Below are 22,499 nucleotides of genomic sequence, written 5' to 3'. Positions count from 1 at the left end.
GCGTTGGCAAGGGATGGGAGACACACCAGTTGGTTTTTCCACATCGCGCAATTTGGCAATAGAAGCCAAAAAACGGCGCCCCTTGCCATCGAATAGGCAGAGAAGGGCACCGTTTTTCAAAATTTTCACACAACTCTGGGAGGATGGGGATCAACTAATTGGCATCCCGGCAAAATCGGAACCCGGCCCAGAGAAATCCAGGCGGCGGGCATTTTCCCGTTACCGCACAGGCGTATAGTTGATGACGGCTTCCTCGTCGGTCGCTTCCAGCTTGAAGATGACCGGACGCAGGCCATCGTTGCAGCTGCAAATCGCCACGCCCGGCTTGCGGATCCAATCTCCGTAGTAGAAGAGCCCGTTTTCTGCGCCGTGGGCCAGGGCGAACACATACTGATAGATCGCTTTCCAGGCCTCGTCGCAGAACCCTTCCGGTTTTGCGTGGTCCGCATAGAATACCTGCCCGGCCTTCATCATGGGGCATGCGGTCAGCCCCTCGACGCCGTACTCCCTGGAGAGTTCTTCATCCAGCGTTGTTTTTAAGACCGTGATTCGAACTTTTTTCATGCAAGCTCCCCCTACAAATATTTTTCTATTCAGCGGAAAGGGCTTCCAGCTCTTCCAGCCACAGGCGTGCGCTGGCGTCGCTGGGCATCCGCCAGTCGCCGCGAGGAGAGAGCGCGACCGTGCCGACCTTGGGGCCGTCCGGCAAACAGGACCGCTTAAACTGCTGCGCAAAGAAGCGCCGGTAGAAAGTGTATAGCCATTTATAGATGGTGGCGGCGTCATAAGTGCCCGAAAAGGTGCGCAGCGCCATCCGGTAAATCTTTGACGGAGGGAAACCAAAGCGAAGCATATGATAGAGGAAGAAGTCGTGCAGCTCGTACGGGCCGACCAGGCTTTCCGTCTTCTGCGAGATCACGCCGTCCACGGGCGGCAAAAGCTCGGGGCTGACCGGGGTGTCCAGGATGTCTTCCAGCACTTCGCAGAGCGCGCCGCCGGACTGCTGGGCGGCATAGTGGACCAGGTGGCGCACCAGGGTTTTGGGCACGGAGGCGTTGACCGCATACATGGACATGTGGTCGCCGTTGTAGGTTGCCCAGCCGAGCGCCAGCTCGGAGAGGTCCCCGGTGCCGATGACAAGGCCGCCGTTCTGATTGGCCAGGTCCATCAAGATTTGGGTGCGCTCGCGCGCCTGGGCGTTTTCATACGTCACGTCGTGTACCATGGGATCGTGGCCGATGTCCTGGAAATGGCCGCTCACCGCGTCGCCGATCGGCACCGTGCAAAAATCGACCCCCAGAAGCTCGGCCAGCTTTTCCGCGTTGCCCTTGGTGCGGCCGGTGGTGCCGAATCCGGGCATGGTCACAGCCAAAATGCCCTTGCGGGGCAGGGAAAGCGCGTCGAATGCGCGCACGGTCACCAGCAGCGCCAGGGTAGAATCCAATCCTCCGGAGAGCCCCACCACGGCATGCTGGACGCCGGTGTGGGCCAGGCGGGTTTTCAATCCGGATGCCTGGAGATGCAGGATCATCTCGCAGCGGCCGGAAAGGTCCTGCGCATCCTGGGGCACAAAGGGGAGGCGCGCAAACGGGCGCGTCAGGGTCAGCTCCGGAAGGGATAAGGAGAAGGGGATGGGCGCCGGGCCGCCGAAGCGGTCCGCCCAGGTGTTTGCGCGGCGGCGCTCCTGCACCAGGCGCTGCAAATCGACCTCTGCGGTGACCAGCCCGGTGGTAAAGGGCTGGCTTTCTGCCAGGATCGCGCCGTTCTCTGCGAGCAAATCGTGCCCGGCAAAGACCAGGTCGGTGGAGGATTCTCCCTCCCCGGCATCCGCATAGGCATAGGCGCAGAAGAGCCGCGCCGATTGGTCGCGGACCAGGTTGCGGCGGTAATTTGCCTTGCCGATCACCTCATCGCTGGCGGAGGGGTTCAGGAGCACCGTCGCCCCACATTGGGCCATGCGGCTGGAGGGTGGCTCCGGGACCCAGAGGTCCTCGCAGATCTCCACGCCCACGGTGAACTCCGGCGCATCCGCGCAAGAATAGATCCGTTCACGCCCGAGCAAGGTCTCCTGCCCACAGAATGTGACCGGGATAGGCGTGTCCGGTGCGGGCGAAAAATGGCGCGCCTCATAGAATTCGCTGTAGTTTGGAATATGGCTTTTGGCCGTGAGGCCCAACAGCTTTCCCCGGCAGAATACGGCGGCCACATTGTAAAGCGACGCGCCAAACGCGGCGGGAAGGCCCACAACGGCCAGAAGATGGTACGAAGCGCTTTCCTCTATGAGTTCCTGAAGCGCGCGTTCCGCCGCTTGCAACAGCGTCGTATCGTGGAAGAGATCGCCGCAGGTATAGCCTGTCAAGCAGAGCTCCGGGAACACAATGGCGCTGACGCCCTGCTCGTTGGCAGCGCGCAGCAATGCGGAGATGGCCGCTTTGTTGGAGACGCAATCTGCCACGCGAATGTGCGGGGTGGCGGCGGCGATCCGAAGAAACCCGTCATTTTTCATGGTCGACATCCTTTCCTTGCTACTTTTCGAAATGAAATCGCTTAGCCCTCCGCTCCGGGTATTTTTCCTATATGCTGCGTGCGGGAGGGGGAGCCGTAGGATTCCAGGGATATTGGCGGGAGAGTTCCCAATTTCTTTGCAGGAACCGGTTCCCAAACACGGAACAAGAAAAAAGGGCGATGCAGCTTTCTGCATCGCCGGTTGACGTCCGTGTCAACGGATGGAATAGTCTTTTTCCAATTTCTTGTCCGTCGGCGCACACACTACATCCGGCAACTGCGGGGACAGCGGGTCGAATGATTCCGCCGTATAATGCCGCATCGCACGGTTAATCCGGCGCATGTTGGTTAAACAGCCGCGCATGGATTTCTTTTCGTTGTGCATGCGGAGTACGTACCAGTAACAGCAAAGCGCGGTTTTTCGCGTGAGCGCAAGATAGCTTTTGCGGTATTGGCAGAACTGGCCGCTCTTTTCCAAAGATACACGCACCATCGCAACGGCGCGGATAAAATCGTTGATCTTGCTGGCGTTGATGGTGGCCAAGGTGCTGCCGCTGCGCTGTACATAATAATAGAGGGGTTCATCCAGGACGGCGATGCGCTCTGCATGGGCAAACACGCGGTTTGCGGTCGCCATGTCTTCAAACGCGATGCTTGGAAACTGGATGTTGTAATCGGTAAACAGGGAACGCTTGTACATTTTGTTCCATACCAGGCTTTGAATCTGCATATCGCGCAAAAGCTTGTTCATTGCCTCTTCGCGGGTAAACACCCCATTGCACCGGAACGGGTACTCAAAGGTAAAGCCGGAGTTTGGAAAGAGATAATAATAGTAACAGCAGGAAATTTGTGCGTCGTTCTCCACACAGGCGTTGTACAAACGCTCCAAGAAGTTGGGCGCAACGTAATCGTCGCTGTCGATAAAACAGATATATTCCCCGCGGGCGAGGTTCAAGCCGCGGTTGCGCGCTTTGGACATGCCGCGGTTTTTCTGATCGATTACGGTGATAAAATCATATTTTTGCTCAAATTCACGCAGAATATCCAGGGAGTGATCGGTGGAACCATCGTTGACAGCGATAATCTCCCGATCCTGAAAGGTCTGTTCTACAAGGCTGGTAAGGCATTTGCGCAAAAATTTCTCCACGTTATAGACAGGGATGATGATGCTGACCGTGGGCGCTTTTGCTTCCATCTTTCAGACAGGCCTCCTTTCTTTGATTTCAGGTTGCCCCGTACGGGATTAGCCGACGGGTGTGATGGGCGCTTCCGGGTCCGGCTGCACATCGGCCGAGGTTTCGGCGCCGCTGTCCGGCACGGTGGGGACCACCGTCCCATCCGTTGTGGCGGGCGGCTGTTCCGAAGAGGAATCTGCCGGCTGCTCCGTTGTGGGCGGCGTAGTGGTTTCCGGTTCGCTGTTGGTCGCAGGCGGTGTGGTGGTCTCCGGCGTGGAGGAAGCGGGCGGCGTGGTGGTTTCCGGCGTCGACGAAGACGACGTCTCATTGCTGGAAGCCGTGCCATTGACCGGCTTGCCGGTATAGTCCACCAGGACGGCTGTTGCCGGGTCGGTGTCCGGCCCGATGGAATAATAGGCCGGCGCAGGGCGGTAATACGAATTCGGAAGTTTTTCGGTCTTTACCACCTGGCCGTTTTTGTAATAAATGCGCTGTGCGCTGGCGCGGTATCCTTCCCGCGGCGCGGCGTCGTAGTGCATCGTCCCTTTTGCCATGGAATTGTCCACGGTGTACTTTGGCGTGGAATCGGGCTGGATGGTTTCCGTCAACTGGGAGGTAATCTCAATGGTATCATAGTCCGGAGATTGATACCCATACATGGTGACAGTCAATGTTTTTCCGCTCATGCCCGCGGAAATATACACAGGGTAATTTGTGGGGTTTTTAAACGAGAAGTTTAAATCCGGATAGCTGACCGCCGCATCCTGCCCAATGGGGCAATACGTCGCCTTGATCGAGTGGGAGGAGCGCTGCACAATCTCCATGGCGGACCGCAGGGCGGCGCCATAGATGGTGGTGCTCGTCTGGCAGACGCCGCCGCCATAGGACGGGACAAACTTGCCGTTGATGATGGCGTTCGCCTGCTTATATCCCTTTTCAGGGGTCGTATTCCCGACCACCTGCCAGTAGTCAAAGGTGCCGCCCGCCGGGATGCAGGTGCCGTTGACCGCTTCCAACGCGAGCCGCATGTTGGTGTTCCCGTTGCTGGTGTTGGTGGACACGGTGCTGTAGGTACCCAGCTTTTTCATATTGGCTTTGAGGTCTGCTGCGGACACCTGGTATGCTGTTTCGGTGACAGGCACTTCGACCGTGCCGGTCCCGCCTTCCTGTAGCAGGGCTTCGACCTGCTGGGTAAGTTCGTCGATATTGACCGTTACACCGTTCTGCCCCTCTTCAAACGTAAAGGTTTCGCTCGCAGCGTCGAACGATTTAACGGTGGCGTCCTTTGCCGCCTGGTTGACCTCCTGGGTGAGCGTGGTCAAGGTTTCCTTGAGGTTGGTGGTGTCGGGCGTTGCGGTGATCTCATATGTTTTGGGCTGCGTCTCCAATGAGGAGAGAAGATCTTCGCCGGCCTGTTTGCCGTATTCGAAGGCCTCTTGCAGCACCTCATCCGTATTGTATGTGTAGGTAAAATTGGAGTTGGTCAATGTCCAGCTCTTATCGCCGGAGGTGAGGGTGATGTTGCAGGTGCTCAAGGACGGTTCCACGGCCTTGACCGCAGCGGTGGCCTCCTCCAGGGTCATGCCCTCGAGGTCAATCCCCTCGACCACAATCCCTTTCGGGAAAGTGGTGCGCTCCGCCGTTTGTTCCACGCCCGGTTCCTCGGAGGAAACCTGTGGATCACCGAGCATTTTGATGCCGGCGCCGACTGCACAGACCACCACGACGGCTGCCAGAACACAGCCCCCGATGATCCATAGCCGTTTATGGTTTGTCTTGGACGCACCAGAATAGATGTCGCGTCCGCTGTCTTGCTGTCTGTAATATCTTTTGCCGCTCATTTGGTGCCTCCCTATCTCTATTACAGGCCTTTGCAGGCCGCTGCTAATTTTTGCATACGCCGCCACTCAATCCTGCGGATTCAATAGTATGATATAACTTTTTTGAATAAAAGTAAAGTTACAGCTTTATCATTAATCACGCCAATTCCTGGCGGTTTACTTGCCATTTGCCTTTTTACAGGCATAATCGTTGTTTTTTAAGGGGTAGCGCAGAGATATCGGGATATTTTTGCAAGCGGCCCTTTCCAAGGATGCCTCCTTTTGTAGCGGATGGAGAAGATTTCGTGGTTCGTGTTGAATCGCCCTGAATATATGATATAATAATGAAATCAAAAGAGTTGTCGAAATCGTCCAAGGCAGGATAAATTTGCGGAAAAAGGATTTTTCCAATGCCAAAGGAGGGTCTTTGTGAAGGTATTGATTCTATCTGCCGCAACGGGAGGGGGGCATCTGCGCGCCGCCCGGGCGGTACAGACATGCCTGCGGGAGCATGAACCGTCCTGGCGCGTCGAGGTGGTGGATGCGCTCAAGTGCGTGGGGTCCCTGTTGGATAAAACGTGCTGCGACGGTTACCGCTTCCTGGCGACCAAAACGCCAAAGGTCTTTGGACAACTATACCGCGCAACAAACGAAGAAAGCGTGCTCAACACGCTGATGACGCACTTCAGCGGGCTTCTCGGCCTGCGCCTGCTGCCCATGCTTCGGGAACAGGAGCCGGATCTGATCCTATCCACCCACCCCTTTGCCACGGAGATGATCTCCCATTTAAAGGAAAAGGGGCTGGTGCAGGCGCCGCTGATCTGCCTGATGACGGACTACGGCCCGCACCGCGCCTGGATTGCGCCGCGGGTGGACGCCTATGTGGTGAGCAATGAGGACATGCTCCCCGAGATGGTGGAGATGGGCGCCCCACGGGACATCATCTACCCGTTCGGCATCCCGGTGGACAATGTGTTTTTCAGCAAGGAAAACAAGGCCGCGCTGCTCCAGGAGATGGGGCTGGAACCGGGCGTGCCCACCATCTTATTCATGGCGGGCAGCTTTGGGGTGTCGGGTATTATGGATATTTACCGGGAGATCGCGGCGCAGGACATTGTGTTTCAGATCATTGTGATCACGGGCAAAAATCAAAAGCTCTATGAGGCGTTTGCCGTGGAGCTGGCCAAGAGCAAGCGCCGGACGAAGCTGATCTATTTCACGGATGAGGTGGAAAAATACATGCACGCCGCGGACCTGCTGGTGACAAAGCCCGGCGGGTTGACGGTTTCCGAGGCGCTGGCGTGCGACATCCCCCTGGCGGTGTTCGACGCGATCCCGGGGCAGGAGGAGGACAACGCACAGTTCCTGCTCTCCCACAATATGGCGGTGCGCATCCGGGCTGGGGAGAGCTGCGGCAAGACCATCCGCATTGTTTTGGCGGACAACCGCCGGTTGGAGGACATGCGTTCTTCGTGCGAGCGCTTTGACAAATCCAAATCGGGGGAAAACATCCTCTGGCTCATCCGCTCGCTCACAGGAAAGGAGAAAGCGCTATGAGAATCTTGTTGCTATACGCCTCGGCGGGCGGTGGCCATAAGCGCGCGGCGCAGGCGATGGAGGCCTATTTCCGCGAGCACCTGCCGGGCGCAGAGGTGCGCGTGGAGGACGCGCTCCGGCATGTGGGGCGCGCGGTGAACGCGCTTTGCTGCGACGGATATAAGTTTTCCGCGAAGCACGCCCCGCAGATTTTTGGGACGCTGTACCGCAGCACCAACCGCGATACCAAATTCGCCGCCCTGCTGCCGCGGGTAAACGGGATGCTCGCCCGGAAGCTCCTGCCCTTGATCGAGGAGTTCCGGCCCGACGTCATCCTGGATACATACCATTTTGCCGGGCAGATGGTCTCGCGCCTGAAAGAGAAGGGGCTGGTCAGCGCCCCGCTGGTGAACGTGGTGACGGACTACGGCCCGCATATGGCGTGGCTGGCGCCGCAGGTGGATGCCTACGTGGTGGCGGAGGACGGGCTCCGGGATGCATTTATCCGCATGGGCGCGCCCAAGGAAAAAATCCATACCTTTGGCATTCCAATCTTCGAGGCGTTTTACCAGGAGGAAGACCGCGCTTCGCTGCTGCGCGGGATGAACCTATCCCCCGAGCTGCCCACGGTTTTGATTATGGCGGGCAGCTTCGGCGTGAAAAACATCCTCCGCGTGTACCGCGACATTTCGACGCTGGGCACGGCGTTTCAGGTGATCGTCATCACCGGAAAGAATAAAACGCTTTACGAGGCGTTCCAAAAGGAGCTGCCAAACAGCTCCAAGCCGACCCACCTGGTCGAGTTTACCACCGAGGTACAGAAGTATATGCACGCATCCGACCTGCTCATCACCAAGCCCGGCGGGCTGACCGTCTCGGAGGCGCTGGCCAGCGGGCTGCCGATGGCCGTCTTCGACGCGATCCCGGGCCAGGAGGAGGACAACGCCCAGTTTTTGCAGGCGCACGGGATGGGCGTCCGTCTCAAGAGCGGGGCGAGCTGTGCGTTTATGGTGCGGTCCCTCTTGCAGGACCCGCGCCGCTTGGCGGATATGCGCGCCGCGTGCAAAGCGTTCGATAAATCGGATTGCTGTCAAAACATCCTGTCTTTGCTACAGGAATTAACGAATGGGAAGAGGGAGTCAACTTGAAACCAAAATTTCGAATCGGCCTGTTGGGCTACTGCATCTTAGGGATCGCCGTCCTGGTGCTGATGGTGTTTGAGATCATGGACGGGAATGGCCCGATGATCGGCCTGGACGCGGTATTGCTGGCCTTTATTGCCTACATGATCTATAAAAGCGTCCGCGCTACAGGGAACGATACATCCACAAAACGATAGGGAACGGGTTGGAACGCCATCCGGCGTGGCTTGCCCGCTCGGGCGTACCTCTTGCCAGCGGCGTCTGGCACGGCATTGTAGGGACGTTCATAACGCAACAGAAAGCAACGGCTGCTGTTTTGGGGGAATCCTCCGGACAGCAGCCGTTTGATTTTTTCTTCATTCCAGTTTGTGTTCCTGGGGACTAAAATCCATACCCAAGTATAGATGGATTTATTTGGTGCGGTCAAACGGCGCTCCATCTTTATCGCAAAGTCAATTTCTCACAGGCTTTCTCCCTTGGCCCTGGAAAGCCGCGCCTTTCTGCCTATGCGCATAGAAAAAGGGAAGGCGAATATGCTTCGGCCTCCCTTCCGCGTCGTGATGGATTTTCACGGTGTACGCTTGGTCATGGAAATCCACCTATTTTTTTCTGCGTTTCCATTTTTTATTCATCTTATCCACCCAAGGCGTTGCCAGCCATTCGATCAGACTCGCTATAAACTCTGCGATAAAATCAATCATAAAATCGACCATACGATGTTTTCTCCCCGCCATCATAAAAATCCGATTTGCCGCTCTGCCTTAAAAAATATTACAAAGCCTGTGAACAGGGATGCCTCATTTCAGCCTGCCGGAAGCATGCTCTTCCCGGTCGGTCCGGTCTGGATCATGCGCGGGTCCGTCTTCGCTCGTCCGCGCATATAAATAGGAATCGTAGAGCATGCCGCGCTTGTAGACGCTGTTCCGCATAAGACCTTCCTGCTGGAATCCTGCCTTTTCCAAGACGCGGCGGGAGGCGAGGTTATAGGCGAACGGCACGGCGAAGATGCGCGCAAGGCCATAGGTTTGGAAGGCAAAGCCGCAGATCTGCCGGACTGCCTCCGGCATAATCCCCTGCCCCCAGTACGGCTCCGCCAGCCAGTAGCCGAGCTCCGCCGATTTAGAGGAAATATCCTCTCCGATGGAAAGGCTGATGCTGCCAACCGCCTCCCCATTCACCGCGATCGCGCGGAAGTAGCACCGGGCGGGGTCCGCGTCCAGGCAGCTTTGGATAAACGTTTCCGCATCCCGCTGGGTATAGGGGTGGGGGAAGGCGTCGCGCAGGTTGGCGGCGATTTTGGGGTTGTTGGCGTAGCGGGCGATCGTTTCGGCGTCCTCCATCCGCCAGGGGCGCAGTTCAAATTCCATGGGACGTCCCTCCTGTCTCCGGCTTTTTGGCGCATTTCGGGCATTTGCCGTAGATCGTCAATGTGTGGCTTTCCACGGTGAAGCCGGTCTCCTCCGCGATGGTCCGCTCCATGCCGGAGAGCGGGCAGTCGCAGAGCTTGATTTTGGCGTGGCATCCGGTACAGACCAGGTAATGGCCGTGCTGCTCCCGCGCCAGCGAATACCGCACCACGCCGTCGCCAAAGTCGCTGCGTTCGACCAGCGCGTCCGCGGCGAAGCGCTCCAGGTTGCGGTAGATGGTGGACAGCGCCAGGGATGGAAACGCCGCCTTCATCTGTGCAAAGATGTCCTCCGCACTCAGCGGGTCGGTGCTCTGGCGCAGGACGCACAGCATGGCTTCGCGTTGTTTGGTGTTTTTCATAGCGGCGCTCCTTTCAAGATTGGATGGAACGGGAGGGCGGGGACGCAGCTGGCGCGTTGCCGCGCCAGCGTTCCGGCGTGCGCCGGAACCCCCGGCAAAAGGCCGGGGGGTGTCCCCGTTTTCTCTGGATTCGCTGCTTCTTATTATAAACAGAAAATCCAAAATTGCAATGGCGCGCGTTGCCCAGACTGCCGGGATGGTGTATAATAGGGACTTATGAATAGACATATCGGAGGTCCTGCCCCTTGAACGAAGTGTATCTCGACAATTCCTCCACCACCCGCGTATGCGAGACGGCGGCCGCCAAGGTGATGGAACTGATGACGGAAAATTACGGAAACCCTTCCTCCCTGCACGCGTTGGGCTTTCGCGCGGAACAAGCGTTGACCCAGGCGCGCCGGAGCGTGGCTGCGGCGCTGGGCGCGAAGGAGGAAGAGGTGTTCTTTACCTCCGGCGGGACGGAGAGCAACAACCTGGCCATTTTTGGCGCCGCATATGCCCGGAAGCGCATGGGGATGCATATCGTCACCACGCAGATCGAGCACCCGTCCGTGGCGAATGCCGTGCGCCAGCTGGAAAAGGAGGGCTGGGAGGTCACTTGGCTCCAGCCCGACCGCGAGGGCCATATCGCGCCGGAGGCTGTCCTGGAGGCGGTCCGGCCCGACACCACGCTGGTCAGCATGATGGCGGTCAACAATGAGGTGGGGACCATCCTGCCCATTGAGGCGGCGGCGCGCGCCATCGCGCTGAAGAAAGCGCCGGCCCTGCTCCATGTGGATGCGGTGCAGGCGTTTGGCAAGCTCGATACCAAGCCGGAGCGGAAAAAGATCGACCTGATGAGCATCAGCGCGCACAAAATTCACGGGCCCAAGGGCGTGGGCGCGCTGTATGTGCGCAAGGGCATCCGGATTCAGCCGCACTCCTTTGGGGGCGGGCAGGAGCGCGGGATACGGCCCGGCACGGAGGCGCTGCCCGCCATCGGCGGTTTTGGCGCGGCGGTGGAGGCGCTCCCGGCGGTGGGCGAGAGCTTGAAGCACGCGCAGGAGCTTGCCGCGGCCTGCCGGGAAAAATTGCGCGCGCTGCCCGGCGTAGCGCTCAATTCGCCGGAGGACGCGCTGCCCTATATCGTCAATTTCAGCGCGGGCGCGGTCCGCGCGGAGACCATGCTCCATTTCCTGGCGGCGCGGGGCGTCTACGTGTCGTCCGGGTCCGCCTGCTCCAAGGGGAAGCAGAGCCCGGTGTTGGAGGCCATGCAGCTGCCCAAAGAGCGGATTCAATCGGCCCTGCGGGTCAGCTTTTCCCGGTTTAATACGCTGGAAGACGTGGACGCCCTCATCGAAGGGGTGCGCGAGGGCATGGCCAGTTTGGCTGTCAAAAAATAAAAGTAAGGATTTGTAAGATGAAAGAGATTATTTTGATCAAATTGGGTGAAATTGTATTAAAGGGGCTGAACCGCCAGAGCTTTGAGTTCGCCCTGATCCGTAACCTGCGCCGGCGTTTGGAACCGTTGGGGAAATTTGATATCCGCGAGGCGCAGTCCACCATCTATGTGGAGCCCCTGGAGGATGGCATCGACTTGGGAGCTGCGGCGGAGCGCGTGGGGAAGGTGTTCGGCGTGATCGCCTTCTCCCGCGCGTGCATGGCGGAGAAGAACATGGACAGCATCCTGAAGACCGCGGCGGACTACCTGCGCGACCAGTTGAGCACCATCTCCAGCTTTAAAGTGGAGAGCAAACGCTCCGATAAACATTTCCCGCTGAAATCGCCCGAGATCTCCGCGGCGGTGGGCGAATACCTGTTGCAGCAGTTCCCCAACCTGCACGTCGACGTGCACAACCCCGACCTGGAGGTGCGGGTGGAGGTCCGCGACTTCGGCGCGTATATCCATGGGAAAGCGCTGCCCGGCGCGGGCGGCATCCCGGTGGGGACGGGCGGCAAGGCGGCGATCCTCATCAGCGGCGGCATCGACAGCCCTGTGGCTGCCTGGCAGATGGCCCGGCGCGGCCTGGAATTGACGGCTGTCCACTTCGCCAGCCCGCCCTACACCAGTGAGCGCGCGGAGCAGAAGGTGGTCGACCTGCTGCAAAAGGTCAGCGAATATGCGGGCCGGATGTTTATGTTTACGGTGCCGTTTACGAGGATTCAGGAGGAGATCCGGGACAAATGCCCCGAGGAGTACTTCACCTTGATTATGCGGCGCTTTATGATGCGCGCCGCGGAGCGCATTGCGCGCAAGGAGGGCTGTTCCGCGCTGATTACCGGCGAGAGCCTGGGGCAGGTGGCCAGCCAGACGCTGCAGGCGATCGTCTGCACGGACGCGGCCGCGATGATGCCGGTGTTCCGCCCGCTGATCGGCACGGACAAGAGCGAAATCGTCGCAATGGCGCGCAAAATCGACACATACGACCTCTCCATCCAGCCATACGAGGATTGCTGCACGGTCTTTACGCCGAAGCATCCGCGCACCCGCCCGGAGATGGAAAAGCTCTTGGAGGCGGAATCCGCATTGGACAGCGAAGCGCTTTTGGAGGACTGCGTGAACCGCACGACCTTCCGGAAGATTACGGCGTATCGTTGAGGAAATCAAGTGGGTGCCGCGGCGCACTCTTGCCCGCGGATGAGCGAGAAAATGGATCTGGAATTTTGCATACACATTTGGAAATTGTGAAGCGTTACCGTGAGGAGGTTACATCGGAATGAATGCGGAAATTATCTCTGTGGGCACCGAATTGCTTTTGGGCCATACGGTCAATACGGACACCACCATCATTGCACGCGAGCTTTCCGCGCTGGGGATCGACCTGCTCTTTTCCTGCACGGTGGGCGACAACGCAGAGCGCCTGCGCGCCGCATTGCGCGAAGCGCTCTCGCGCAGCGACGTCGTGATCACCACCGGCGGGCTTGGCCCCACAGGGGACGACCTGACCAAGGAGACCATCGCGGAGGCGGCGGGTGTGGAGCTCGTTTTGCATGAGGAGAGCCGCCAGCGCATCGAGACCTATTTTAAAGGGCGCTACTGCGGGGAAAACCAATACAAACAGGCCATGCTGCCCAAGGGGTGCACGGTCTTCCCGAACGATGCGGGCACGGCGCCGGGCTGCGGCTTGGAGACGGACACGGGCAAGGTGGTCATCATGCTGCCCGGCCCGCCGTCCGAGATGGAGCTGATGCTCAAGCGCTATGCGGTGCCGTATCTGGCGCAGCGGGAACAGGCGGTCATCGTCTCCCGGATGGTGCGCGTGTTTGGCATTGGGGAGGGCGCGGCGGAGGAAAAGATCCGCGATCTGACCGAAGGGGCCAACCCGACCGCGGCGACGTATGCCAAAGAGAACGAGATGTTTGTCCGCATAACGGCCAAGGCCGGGACGGAACAGAAAGCCGCCGCTCTATGCGAACCGGTGGTGCGGGAGGTCTGTGTGCGCCTAGGCGAATTCGTTTACGGCGTGGACGTGGAGAGCCTGGAGGAAGTGGTGGTGCATGGCCTGCAAGAAAAGGGGCTGCACTTGGCCACTGCCGAATCCTGCACCGGCGGCCTGGTCGCCAAGCGCCTGACGGACGTGCCAGGCGCATCCGAGGTGTTTGAGATGGGCGCGGTGACCTATTCCAACGACGTCAAGAGCATGTTGCTGGGCGTGCCGGAGGAGCTGTTCCCCGCGTATGGCGCGGTGAGCGAGCCGGTGGCGCGCGCCATGGCCGAAGGCGTGCGGAAAAAAGCCGGGGCCAGCTTGGGGCTTGGGATTACGGGCCTCGCCGGGCCCGGCGGCGGAACGCCGGAAAAGCCGGTCGGCCTGGTCTATATGGCATTGAGCGATGGGACGCACACCTGGGTGCGGCGGATGGACCCGCCGGGCCGCGTCAAGAACCGCACGTGGGTGCGCGACCGCGCGGCGCACTATGCGCTCGATATGGTGCGGCGGTACCTGGCGGGGCTGCCGGTGGAAGGACACGCGGTGTAAGCCGCGTCCCGATTTACTTCAAAGAAACGGAGGGAAAAACGATGGATGCTGGACTGCTGTTTTTTCAGGCGCGCCGGACATCCCTGTGTGAGCAGGAGGTGCGCAAAGCGGCGGCAAACCTGCGGGTTGCCCTGCAGGGCGTCAATGCGAGCGCACGCAGGGAGGGCTTGTGCCGCGCATTGGCCTCTTTCCTGAAAAAGTACCCCTTGATTTATCTGGTGAGCGCGGTGGAAGGCGGGCGGCTGCTCTGCGCGGACACCGTGTTCCAGGCGCTGCATGTGCCGCTGGACGAACAGGGCGAACCCAAACATGTGCGCCGCCTGACGGGTTTCGACGCCTGCGGCTATCTGCTGGAGAGCCAGACGCAGACGATTGTCCTTTTGCCGGACCTGCCGGAAGAGCTGCGGATTCAACTGCCCGGCACCCAGCGGCGTCTGGTGGAAAAATTTGGCCTGACGCCGGTCCCTTCCCCGAAGGAGGTCGACTACGAGGCGTTGATCGAGCCCTTCTTTACGAGGTGATGTCCTATGATGGATTTGCGTTCCCAGATGAAGGTCGTAGACCTGTTGCTAAAGCTGTTCCGCGGCGACTTGCAGCACATCAACCCGTATCCGTTTGTGCCGCAGAAGCACAAAAATATCCCCAACGCCGATTCGGGCGGCCTGATGCGTTCCATCCCGGAACACGAGGGCATACCAAGCGCCCATCTCCAGCACTTTTTTGAAGAGCTGGATGCCTGCCCATCCATCCATGTGCACAGCGCGATGGTGCTCCGCCATGGGAAGATCGTCGCGGAGGGGAGCTGGAAGCCGTATTCCGGCAGCTATCCGCATATGATGTTCTCGCTCTCCAAGAGCGTGGTGAGCATGGCGGTAGGGTTTGCCGTCCAGGAAGGGCTGCTCACCCTCGACGACAAAGCGGCCGGATATTTCCCGGATAAAAATGTGCTGTTCCGCAGCCCGCGCATCAACAACATCACGGTGCGCCATCTGCTCAATATGACCTCCGGCTTAAAATTCAACGAGGTCCATTCCGTGGTGGAAAAGGATTGGGTCCGCGCCATTTTGCAGTCGGACTGCTCATTTGAGCCGGGGACGGAATTCAGTTACAACAGCTTAAATACGTATTTGCTCAGCGCCATCCTCTGCAAGAAAACGGGGATGGGCCTGGTGGAATACCTGACGCCGCGCCTGTTTGGCCCCCTGGGGATTCACAATGTGAGTTGGGACGTGTGCCCCATGGGGATTGAAAAAGGCGGCTGGGGTCTCTGGCTGCGCACCGTGGACATGGCCAAACTGGGGCAGTTTTATTTGCAGCGCGGCCGGTGGATGGTGGATGGCAAAGAAAAGCAGCTTTTGCCGGAGGACTGGGTGATCGAATCCACCAAAATGGACACGCCCACCCGCGAGGGCGACTACTCCAAGGGATACGGCTACCAGATTTGGAGCTTTGGGGCCAGGGGCGCCTATCAGTTCAACGGCATGTTGGGGCAATATGTGATCGTCCTGCCGGAGCGCGATATGGTCATTGCGATGACCGGGGGCAGCCCAAGCCTCTTTGCGGACGAGACCTGCCTGATCGTGGAAAAATACTTTGGCGATGCGGCAAAGGAACTCTCGGACGATCCGCTGCCAAACGACATCCGTGCCCTGCGTTCGCTGCGCAACGCCCTGGGGAACCTCTATGCCATCCGGGAAACCGCCCCAAAGCCAAAGCGTCTTTCCACTTGGAGCCGTGTGTGGCGGCGTGTGTTCCCGGAAAAGCAGGTTGTGCCAACGGTCCCACCGGAGCTGCGCAAGCTCAACGGCCGTCAGTATCAGTTGGAAAGCAGCTCCGCCGCCCTGATGCCCTTGATCTTGCAGGGGACCACCAACAATTTCGGCGCCAACATTTCCAAAATCAGCATGGAATTTTCCCCCGGCGAATGCCGGCTGATCGTGGAGGATGGCACGGAGACCAACCTCATTGTGGCGGGGATGGACGGGACCCCGCGCAAGGGCTGCGTGACCCTGAACGGCGAGATCTATGCGGTCGGCAGCACGGCGCGCCTGACGACGGACGAGGACGACCGCCCGGTGTTGAAGGTCTTTATCTGTTTCACAGAGACCCCGAGCGTCCGGATTATGAAGTTTATCCTCTATAGTCCGGAGCGGATGTTGATCCGCTTCGACGAGCTGCCGAGTGTGGAAGCTTCGCTTGAGGTGCTCTTTTCCCTGGTGGGCGGCAGGGAGAACCAGAACAGCCTGAATAAACTCTTTATGGATACCGTGGGGCAGCAGCGCTTGGACGAACGCGTCGCGCAGGTTTCGCGCCCACGGGTGAAGGCCACGCGGGTGAGGCCGTGAGTGGCCGCCCGTTTTGTTTTAAGGAAAGAAGTCCTCTGGAAACCAATCGGATGCCAGAGGACTTCTTTAAACTATTCGGATAAAATGCGATGATTCCTGTTATTTTGCCTGGGACTCGAGGAACACCAAGTGCGCGATGCCGGGGATGCTCTCGCCCTGCTGCGAGGATGTGGTGGACATCAATGCGCCGGTGCCGATGAAGAGCACCTTTTTGAGCTCCCCGGAGGAAAGCTGCCGCAGGATGATCGAGCACAGCACCGCGGCGGAGCACCCGCAGCCGGAACCGCCGGCGTGGACGTCCTGCGCCTGGCGTTCGTAGATCATCAGGCCGCAATCGTTGTGAATTTCCCGGATGTCGATGCCGTCCTTTTCCAGAATCTCGTCCATCAGCTCGCAGCCGACCGCGCCGAGGTCGCCGGTGAGGATCAGGTCGTAGTCCGAGGGGGAGGCGCCGGTGTCGGTCAGATAGTCGTGCAGTGTCTGCGCGGCGGCGGGCGCCATCGCTGCGCCCATGTTGTTGGCGTCCTTGATGCCAAGGTCTGCGATGCGCCCAAAGGTTACGGCGTTGATTTTCACCTCCCCGCGCCCGTGCGCCCCGACGACGACAGAACCAGCCGCGGTCGCGGTCCACTGGGCGGTCGGGGTGCGCTGCCCGCCGTATTCCAGCGGGAAACGGAACTGCCGCTCCGCGGAGCAGAAATGCGAGGAGGTCACAGCCACGGCCCGCCGCGCGATCCCGGTTTCCACAAACAGGGACGCCAGGCCCAGGGTTTGAGCCATGGTGGAGCAGGCCCCGTATTGGCCAAGAAAGGGGATTCCCAGGCTGCGTAGGCCGAAGGTTGAGGAAATGCACTGGTTTAGCAGGTCGCCTGCGAGGATATAATCCACGTCTTTGCCCTCCAGCGCGGCCTTTTTGAGCGCTGTCTGCACCGCCTCGGTTTGCAGCTGGCTTTCCGCTTTTTCCCAGCTCACGTCCCCCAGGGTGTTGTCGGTGTGGCTCACGTCAAAGAAGGCGCCCAGCGGCCCCTCCTTCTCCTTCTTGCCTGCAACAGAGGCGAATCCCAAAATGCCGGGGGCTTTGTCCAATTGCAGCGTATATTTTCCGATTCTGGTCGGCATGGAAGCACCCCTTTCAGTACATCTTAAAGAGGAAGAGGATCAGCCCATAGATGATGGAGGCGCATGTGCCGTAGACCAGCACCGGCCCGGCGATGGAAAACATCTTTGCGCCGATGCCCATGATATAGCCTTCGCTTTTGAACTCCATCGCAGGGGAGACAATCGAATTCGCAAAGCCGGTGATCGGCACCAGCGTGCCCGCCCCGGCGTGCTTTGCAATCTTGTCGTAGACTTTTAGGCCGGTCATAATGGCGCTCAAGGCGATCAGGGAGATGGAGACAAACGCCTTGGCTGTCTTTTCCGGCAGATCAAACGACAAAAACAGCGTGGTAAGCGCCTGCCCCAGGGCACAGATCGCCCCGCCGACCAGAAAGGCCATCACGCAATTGCGCAGTACCTTTGACTTCGGCGAAACAGTTTCGGCCATTTGCTGGTATTCGGTTCTGGTGACTTTGATGTCCAAATCCGCTCACATCCTTTTTGTTCTATTTACCTCCTATTTTGGCCTTTTGGCGCGGTTTTATACCGCATTCCCTGTGGGCGTGGGTTTTCATGGACCGAAAGGGATGCGCTGGTTCGGCGGCGGGAGCGAAAGTTGTTTGAACGATCCTGTTGCTTTTATTTTGCATATAAATAAACATGCGCCTCTTTCGGCTTTTCACCGGAAGAGGCGCGTCTATAGTCTGATCTATTTGCAGCAGGTTTTAGCAGCTGTCTTGATTATAGGTATGGATGGTCTTTCCCATCCCCGCACAAATAATCAACGTGTTCATCTTCTAAAAGGGAAATTCGCAGGCGCAGGGCTTCCTTTTGCACATGCTCCAGCTCCCGCCAAACATGCAGGGCATGGAAAGAATCGATATGGGATGGCTGGCGCGCGACGTAACGGTCCAGCCGCGCCATTTGCAGATAAAGGTCATGGATTCCTTGTTTGTCGCATCGAATCATTCAAACCATCCCCTTTTCCTCAAAGCGTGCCTGTGGACATCGTTTTACTGTGTGCCCAACCAGATAATCGAGGGAACAGCAAAATAAATCCGCAATCTTTTCGATCTCTGAAAGTGTAAATTCCCGCTTCCCACGGAGTTTTAAACTTACGCTGACAGAGGATAGACCCAAATATTGCGCAAGCTCTTTGATTGTTAAATTGCACCGTTTCATTTCTGCCCGTATATTTGGGTATACCATCTATAAACCTTCTTTACTCTCTTTAGTGAGTACTCTCCTGTTTATTATACTCTCAATAGTTAGTAAGTCAATAGAATCATTGACTTCCCTGCTCGCAAATGTTACGATCACATTGGAGATGATAAAATGAATTTTGCGGAAAGCCTTCAGGCATTGTTAAAGAATCGGAATATGCGGCAAGCGGACTTATGCAGGCTGACCGGCATCCGCTCGTCTTTGATGTCCGACTATATCAGCGGAAAGAAAAGCCCTACGATTCGGAATGCGGTTTTGATTGCGGATGCGCTGCATATCTCTCTGGATACCCTTGTGGGAAGAGAGCCCGATCCCTGCCAGCCACAGGGAGACATGGCTATTCTTTCCGAGCTGTTACAAGAGATCAAGGGGCTTCCCAAAAAGGAGCAGCTCTATTTGCTGGATGTGATTCGCGCCTTGAAAGCGCGATTGGGTGAAACGGATTAGCCGTATAGCTTCCAGCTTAGTTTACGATATTCTTATACACTATAGGTGTATTTTTGGAAGAAAGATTTTCCTATTAAGAGATTCAACATTTTTATACAGGACAATTGTTTTAACATGCTTGCTAAAAACCTTTGTCAAAAGAAAAAAGCCAGCCCATCGGAGCATTTTGCACTCCCGTGAGCTGGCTTATCGTCTATTTCGCAATCAAACAACCGGCCGTTATTGGGCCAAGAAATTATCCATTACCTCGTGGCCCAGCCACTGGCACTCCATCAGGAAATCGTTGAGCTGCTCGGCAATCAGCTTCGTGCCGCCAACGGTGTCGCTCTCGATATTCAGCGGCATGATCGGATCGTGTACGCTCAACCGCAGCAGGAACCAGCCGTCCCCTTTGTCCTTGCCAAACGAAACGCGGATGCCTTCGCGGTTATCCGGCGCAACATTCCAGGCATGCGTCTTTGCATAGGCGCTCACACCGGCAATCACGGACTCCCCATAGGAACGGAAATCCTCTTTGAGAATCGGGAACCGCAGTTCTGCCGTCTCCACCGGCTCTTTGAGCGATTCCAACATCGAGTCCAGGGTCTTGCCCTCTGCGCGCAGGCGCGCCATCTGGATGATGATTTTTGTCACCAAATAGGCGCCGTCGTCCAGGAAGTAATTTTCCCGCATGGCCGCATGGCCGGACGTTTCAATCGCCAACGGGCAGTTGACGCCCTCCTGATTCAGACGCAGCGCCTCGTTGATGACGTTTTTGTAGCCACGCTTAAAGCGATGGTGGACGCCGCCCAAAGTCCCTTCGATGTATTCCTTTAGGCCGCTGGACGTGATGGAGTCGGTCACGATCGTGCCGCCGGGATTGCCCTCCAACGCAATCGCGGATGCAATCGCTACCAGGCGGTTGCGGTTGATCTCTTCGCCGCGCGCGTCCACCGCACCGCCGCGGTCCACGTCGGTGTCGAAGATCACGCCCATGTCCGCCTTTGCATCCAAGACCGCTTTGCAGATGGACTGCATCGCCTCTTCGTTCTCCGGGTTGGGGATATGGTTCGGGAACATGCCGTCGGGCTCCAAGAATTGGCTTCCTGTGACGTCCGCGCCCAGCGGCGCCAGCACATCGCTCGCGTAGAACCCGCCTGCGCCGTTGCCGGCGTCCACCACAATATGGAAGCCCTTGAGCGGATGTTCATAGTCCGCCGCATTGACGCCCTTCTGGATCATCTCGCGCAGACGCTTGGCATAGTCCGCCATGTAGTTGACCGCCTCCACATGGCCCTCGCCTGCGGGCGGCGTCTGGCCCTCCTGCGCAAACAGAAGGATCTGCTCGATGTCCGGGCCGTCCAAACCGCCGTTTTTTGTGAAGAATTTCAAGCCGTTGCGGTTGAACGGATGGTGGCTTGCGGTGATCTGAACCGAACCGTCGCACGCCAGGTCGATGGTTGTCATGAACATGGAAGGAGTGGAAGCCAGGCCGCAGTCCAGCACCCGCACGCCCGCTCCCACCAGGACGCGCGTGACGGCATCCTGGATGCGCTGCGCAGAAATGCGGGAATCGTGCCCAACAGCGATGGTCAGAGCGGACGGTTCTTTTTCAACCGCTTGGGACAACCACAAGACAAATCCCGCCGCCATTTTTTCAATGGCTTCGTCGGTCAAGTTGACCTCCTGTCCCGCAACCCCCTCGCTGGCCACTCCGCGGATATCCGTGCCACTCTTAAATTGTTTCCAATAGGTATTCAGCATTGTTCGTTCTCCTTTAATTTATTAAAAATCCTTGGCTTATTAAACTTTCGTGAGATTTCGTAAAAGCAGAGATTGTGGAATCCTATTGCGGTTTGCCTCTATTGAACGTATTGCCATCTATTCGTATGCCATGGATTTTATCCCCTCACGATCGATCCAAGGCGGGACCACTCCATCCTATAGAGTATAAAACCCAAGTAGGGCCAATTCCCCCATGTCTTTCAATCGCACTGATTCGCCTGAAAGGAAAAACACCCTTCTTATCTTTATTATACCGGATTCTGGCACATTTGTAAAAGCTTTTGCTGCCAGTATCTTTGCAATATTGCTGGGTATGATATTGCGGGGTGAAAAGATGGAACCAATTATGATCGTACGCAATCTTTATAAAATCTATCATCAAGGGGAAAATGAGGTCCGCGCATTGGATGGCGTTTCCCTCACGGTGGACAAGGGGGAGTTTGTCGCCATTGTAGGGCGGTCGGGCTCCGGAAAGTCCACGCTGATGAATGTGTTGGGCTGTTTGGATACGCCAACCTCCGGGGAATACATCCTTGACGGGGAAAATGTTGACGCGCTTTCCGAAGACCAGCTCTCCAGCATCCGGAACCGGGAAATTGGGTTCATTTTTCAGGGGTTCAATTTGGTGCCGGGATTGACCGCGCTGGAAAATGTGGAGCTGCCGCTTTCCTATCGGGGAATCCCGCGGGAGGAACGGCACGCTTTGGCTGAAGACGCCTTGTTCCGGGTTGGATTGAAAGAACGGATGCGCCACCGGCCCAGCCAAATGAGCGGCGGGCAACAACAAAGGGTGGCCATTGCGCGCGCGATTGCGGCAAGGCCACCCATCATTTTGGCGGACGAACCCACCGGCAACCTCGATACGAAATCAGGCGCGGCGGTCATGGATATCTTACATGGATTGCATGAAGAGGGCCGGACGGTCCTCTTAATTACGCACGACGAACGGATTGCACAACGGGCGCAGCGGCGTGTTGCAATACGGGACGGCGTGTTGGAAGAAGCCGTTCGTCCAAGATTGTTGGTTTGAAATGGGCGAGCAGCTCTTTGTTGTGTGCAAAATGGTAAAAACAGTATTCATAAATTTGGCGGATCGCCTGAAGCTGCACGGTGCGGCTGATGGCGCACAATCCACGGCGAGGCTTGAAATATAGATACATGGGAAGCGCGCCGTTTTCGCATGGGAGTTGGAAATCGGCATGCAGCCGGTAGGCCCCTACTTTTTCATAGAACTGAATGCGGAGCTCTTGGCGTTTTGCCAAGCTGGGGTTGTTCTTGCTGATGTGCTCCAGAGAGAACAAAATGCCGTCGTACGGCCCGCAATATTTGTGCCACAGAGCGTTGAACAGCTGGGCGCCATAGCCATGGGTTTGATGCTCCTTTAAAATGGCGATGTAATCCAGCCAAAGGATGTTGCAATTTTCTACGGTATAAACCAATGCATAGCCGAGCAGCTCTCCATCGGAATTCCGCTTGTACAATAAGATTTTGTATTTGTCCCCGTGCAAAAGATGCAAGAGGTTCTTATACTTGTACATTTCGTCGGGTGGGAACTGCTTCTCCATATCCGCATAGATTTGCGGAAGATCATCCACCGTGCCGAGTGTAATACTGGCCGGCTCTAATGTACGCATGATTCAAATTCTCCCATCTCAAAAATTTTGCCCGGAGTTCGCTCCGGGAGCCTGCGCAACAAAGAGCAGACGCCAATCTGCACTGC

22 protein-coding genes are annotated in these 22,499 nt (G+C 57.6%); 10 read left to right on the top strand and 12 right to left on the bottom strand.

Going from position 1 to position 22,499, the window contains the following annotated elements:
• Positions 1-219 precede the first annotated feature (219 nt).
• The 4 genes from I2G69_RS06125 to I2G69_RS06110 all read right to left on the bottom strand — a co-directional run bounded on the left by I2G69_RS06125 (position 220) and on the right by I2G69_RS06110 (position 5,521).
• Positions 220-564: a TIGR04076 family protein gene (locus I2G69_RS06125; RefSeq protein WP_191395855.1), complete on the bottom strand. Its 345-nt coding sequence runs from the start codon at positions 562-564 to the stop codon at positions 220-222.
• Between the two features lie 25 nt (positions 565-589).
• Positions 590-2,506 (bottom strand): NAD(+) synthase, encoded by a 1,917-nt coding sequence (locus tag I2G69_RS06120; RefSeq protein ID WP_207740550.1) that lies wholly within the window; start codon positions 2,504-2,506, stop codon positions 590-592.
• Between the two features lie 213 nt (positions 2,507-2,719).
• Positions 2,720-3,700, bottom strand: coding sequence for a glycosyltransferase (locus tag I2G69_RS06115; protein WP_195560414.1), 981 nt, complete (start codon positions 3,698-3,700; stop codon positions 2,720-2,722).
• 48 nt (positions 3,701-3,748) lie between these two features.
• Positions 3,749-5,521, bottom strand: coding sequence for a VanW family protein (locus tag I2G69_RS06110; protein ID WP_195560413.1), 1,773 nt, complete (start codon positions 5,519-5,521; stop codon positions 3,749-3,751).
• Positions 5,522-5,929: 408 nt separating this feature from the next.
• Between I2G69_RS06110 and I2G69_RS06105 the strand changes: the two genes are divergently transcribed.
• Genes I2G69_RS06105 through I2G69_RS06095 form a run of 3 tightly spaced genes read left to right on the top strand, consistent with a single transcriptional unit; the run spans position 5,930 to position 8,375 of the window.
• Complete coding sequence (locus tag I2G69_RS06105; protein WP_191395851.1) at positions 5,930-7,057, top strand: MGDG synthase family glycosyltransferase; 1,128 nt, start codon at positions 5,930-5,932, stop codon at positions 7,055-7,057.
• Entirely contained in the window at positions 7,054-8,184 is a 1,131-nt protein-coding gene (locus I2G69_RS06100; protein ID WP_191395850.1) for an MGDG synthase family glycosyltransferase, read from the top strand. Before I2G69_RS06105 ends, I2G69_RS06100 begins: the two co-directional genes overlap by 4 nt.
• Positions 8,181-8,375 (top strand): hypothetical protein, encoded by a 195-nt coding sequence (locus I2G69_RS06095; RefSeq protein ID WP_087231147.1) that lies wholly within the window; start codon positions 8,181-8,183, stop codon positions 8,373-8,375. The genes I2G69_RS06100 and I2G69_RS06095 overlap by 4 nt, the downstream gene beginning before the upstream one ends.
• 600 nt (positions 8,376-8,975) lie before the next feature.
• Here the strand turns inward: I2G69_RS06095 and I2G69_RS06090 are convergent.
• Both I2G69_RS06090 and I2G69_RS06085 read right to left on the bottom strand, forming a co-directional pair.
• Positions 8,976-9,545 (bottom strand): GNAT family N-acetyltransferase, encoded by a 570-nt coding sequence (locus tag I2G69_RS06090; protein WP_195560412.1) that lies wholly within the window; start codon positions 9,543-9,545, stop codon positions 8,976-8,978.
• Positions 9,535-9,945 (bottom strand): Fur family transcriptional regulator, encoded by a 411-nt coding sequence (locus I2G69_RS06085; RefSeq protein ID WP_087231152.1) that lies wholly within the window; start codon positions 9,943-9,945, stop codon positions 9,535-9,537. The genes I2G69_RS06090 and I2G69_RS06085 overlap by 11 nt, the downstream gene beginning before the upstream one ends.
• 254 nt (positions 9,946-10,199) lie before the next feature.
• Between I2G69_RS06085 and I2G69_RS06080 the strand changes: the two genes are divergently transcribed.
• The 5 genes from I2G69_RS06080 to I2G69_RS06060 all read left to right on the top strand — a co-directional run bounded on the left by I2G69_RS06080 (position 10,200) and on the right by I2G69_RS06060 (position 16,246).
• The gene (locus I2G69_RS06080) at positions 10,200-11,327 is read left to right on the top strand and encodes a cysteine desulfurase family protein (RefSeq protein ID WP_242969642.1); all 1,128 of its coding nucleotides are present in this window, start codon (positions 10,200-10,202) and stop codon (positions 11,325-11,327) included.
• Positions 11,328-11,344: 17 nt separating this feature from the next.
• Complete coding sequence (gene thiI / locus I2G69_RS06075; RefSeq protein WP_195451168.1) at positions 11,345-12,523, top strand: tRNA uracil 4-sulfurtransferase ThiI; 1,179 nt, start codon at positions 11,345-11,347, stop codon at positions 12,521-12,523.
• Positions 12,524-12,641: 118 nt separating this feature from the next.
• Positions 12,642-13,901, top strand: coding sequence for a competence/damage-inducible protein A (locus I2G69_RS06070; protein ID WP_191395847.1), 1,260 nt, complete (start codon positions 12,642-12,644; stop codon positions 13,899-13,901).
• Positions 13,902-13,942: 41 nt separating this feature from the next.
• Positions 13,943-14,422 carry a hypothetical protein gene (locus tag I2G69_RS06065; protein ID WP_195560411.1) on the top strand — a complete coding sequence of 160 codons (480 nt, stop codon included), beginning with the start codon at positions 13,943-13,945 and terminating at the stop codon, positions 14,420-14,422.
• 6 nt (positions 14,423-14,428) lie between these two features.
• Positions 14,429-16,246, top strand: coding sequence for a serine hydrolase domain-containing protein (locus I2G69_RS06060; RefSeq protein WP_195560410.1), 1,818 nt, complete (start codon positions 14,429-14,431; stop codon positions 16,244-16,246).
• A gap of 99 nt (positions 16,247-16,345) precedes the next feature.
• Here the strand turns inward: I2G69_RS06060 and spoVAD are convergent, their stop codons facing one another.
• The 4 genes from spoVAD to I2G69_RS06040 form a co-directional block, all read right to left on the bottom strand.
• On the bottom strand, positions 16,346-17,365 hold the full coding sequence (spoVAD, locus tag I2G69_RS06055) for a stage V sporulation protein AD (RefSeq protein WP_087231171.1): 1,020 nt from the start codon (positions 17,363-17,365) through the stop codon (positions 16,346-16,348).
• A 13-nt stretch (positions 17,366-17,378) separates the two neighbouring features.
• Complete coding sequence (gene spoVAC / locus I2G69_RS06050; protein WP_087231689.1) at positions 17,379-17,792, bottom strand: stage V sporulation protein AC; 414 nt, start codon at positions 17,790-17,792, stop codon at positions 17,379-17,381.
• A gap of 293 nt (positions 17,793-18,085) precedes the next feature.
• Complete coding sequence (locus tag I2G69_RS14190; RefSeq protein WP_243254859.1) at positions 18,086-18,313, bottom strand: hypothetical protein; 228 nt, start codon at positions 18,311-18,313, stop codon at positions 18,086-18,088.
• Positions 18,314-18,526 (bottom strand): helix-turn-helix domain-containing protein, encoded by a 213-nt coding sequence (locus tag I2G69_RS06040; RefSeq protein ID WP_243254873.1) that lies wholly within the window; start codon positions 18,524-18,526, stop codon positions 18,314-18,316.
• A 153-nt stretch (positions 18,527-18,679) separates the two neighbouring features.
• Here I2G69_RS06040 and I2G69_RS06035 point away from each other — a divergent pair, with 153 nt between their 5' ends.
• The gene (locus tag I2G69_RS06035; RefSeq protein ID WP_195560408.1) at positions 18,680-19,015 is read left to right on the top strand and encodes a helix-turn-helix domain-containing protein; all 336 of its coding nucleotides are present in this window, start codon (positions 18,680-18,682) and stop codon (positions 19,013-19,015) included.
• A gap of 219 nt (positions 19,016-19,234) precedes the next feature.
• On the opposite strand, the gene I2G69_RS06030 is transcribed toward I2G69_RS06035, so the two are convergent.
• Positions 19,235-20,758 carry a phosphomannomutase/phosphoglucomutase gene (locus I2G69_RS06030; RefSeq protein ID WP_087231181.1) on the bottom strand — a complete coding sequence of 508 codons (1,524 nt, stop codon included), beginning with the start codon at positions 20,756-20,758 and terminating at the stop codon, positions 19,235-19,237.
• A 355-nt stretch (positions 20,759-21,113) separates the two neighbouring features.
• Between I2G69_RS06030 and I2G69_RS06025 the strand changes: the two genes are divergently transcribed.
• Complete coding sequence (locus tag I2G69_RS06025; RefSeq protein ID WP_191405496.1) at positions 21,114-21,809, top strand: ABC transporter ATP-binding protein; 696 nt, start codon at positions 21,114-21,116, stop codon at positions 21,807-21,809.
• On the opposite strand, the gene I2G69_RS06020 is transcribed toward I2G69_RS06025, so the two are convergent.
• Complete coding sequence (locus tag I2G69_RS06020) at positions 21,712-22,413, bottom strand: GNAT family N-acetyltransferase (RefSeq protein ID WP_140400328.1); 702 nt, start codon at positions 22,411-22,413, stop codon at positions 21,712-21,714. The two genes, I2G69_RS06025 and I2G69_RS06020, sit on opposite strands and share 98 nt — an antisense overlap.
• Positions 22,414-22,499: the final 86 nt, after the last annotated feature.

The organism is Anaeromassilibacillus sp. D41t1_190614_C2, from assembly GCF_015558525.1.
GTDB lineage: Bacteria > Bacillota > Clostridia > Oscillospirales > Acutalibacteraceae > Anaeromassilibacillus > Anaeromassilibacillus stercoravium.
This window is presented reverse-complemented; position numbering and strand designations above follow the sequence as displayed.

Coding starts and splice junctions, on each gene's coding strand:
- I2G69_RS06125 (WP_191395855.1), bottom strand. CDS start 564: ATGAAAAAAGTTCGAATCACGGTCTTAAAAACAACGCTGGATGAAGAA.
- I2G69_RS06120 (WP_207740550.1), bottom strand. CDS start 2,506: ATGAAAAATGACGGGTTTCTTCGGATCGCCGCCGCCACCCCGCACATT.
- I2G69_RS06115 (WP_195560414.1), bottom strand. CDS start 3,700: ATGGAAGCAAAAGCGCCCACGGTCAGCATCATCATCCCTGTCTATAAC.
- I2G69_RS06110 (WP_195560413.1), bottom strand. CDS start 5,521: ATGAGCGGCAAAAGATATTACAGACAGCAAGACAGCGGACGCGACATC.
- I2G69_RS06100 (WP_191395850.1), top strand. CDS start 7,054: ATGAGAATCTTGTTGCTATACGCCTCGGCGGGCGGTGGCCATAAGCGC.
- I2G69_RS06090 (WP_195560412.1), bottom strand. CDS start 9,545: ATGGAATTTGAACTGCGCCCCTGGCGGATGGAGGACGCCGAAACGATC.
- I2G69_RS06085 (WP_087231152.1), bottom strand. CDS start 9,945: ATGAAAAACACCAAACAACGCGAAGCCATGCTGTGCGTCCTGCGCCAG.
- thiI (WP_195451168.1), top strand. CDS start 11,345: ATGAAAGAGATTATTTTGATCAAATTGGGTGAAATTGTATTAAAGGGG.
- I2G69_RS06070 (WP_191395847.1), top strand. CDS start 12,642: ATGAATGCGGAAATTATCTCTGTGGGCACCGAATTGCTTTTGGGCCAT.
- I2G69_RS06065 (WP_195560411.1), top strand. CDS start 13,943: ATGGATGCTGGACTGCTGTTTTTTCAGGCGCGCCGGACATCCCTGTGT.
- I2G69_RS06060 (WP_195560410.1), top strand. CDS start 14,429: ATGATGGATTTGCGTTCCCAGATGAAGGTCGTAGACCTGTTGCTAAAG.
- spoVAD (WP_087231171.1), bottom strand. CDS start 17,365: ATGCCGACCAGAATCGGAAAATATACGCTGCAATTGGACAAAGCCCCC.
- spoVAC (WP_087231689.1), bottom strand. CDS start 17,792: ATGGCCGAAACTGTTTCGCCGAAGTCAAAGGTACTGCGCAATTGCGTG.
- I2G69_RS14190 (WP_243254859.1), bottom strand. CDS start 18,313: ATGATTCGATGCGACAAACAAGGAATCCATGACCTTTATCTGCAAATG.
- I2G69_RS06040 (WP_243254873.1), bottom strand. CDS start 18,526: ATGAAACGGTGCAATTTAACAATCAAAGAGCTTGCGCAATATTTGGGT.
- I2G69_RS06035 (WP_195560408.1), top strand. CDS start 18,680: ATGAATTTTGCGGAAAGCCTTCAGGCATTGTTAAAGAATCGGAATATG.
- I2G69_RS06030 (WP_087231181.1), bottom strand. CDS start 20,758: ATGCTGAATACCTATTGGAAACAATTTAAGAGTGGCACGGATATCCGC.
- I2G69_RS06025 (WP_191405496.1), top strand. CDS start 21,114: ATGGAACCAATTATGATCGTACGCAATCTTTATAAAATCTATCATCAA.
- I2G69_RS06020 (WP_140400328.1), bottom strand. CDS start 22,413: ATGCGTACATTAGAGCCGGCCAGTATTACACTCGGCACGGTGGATGAT.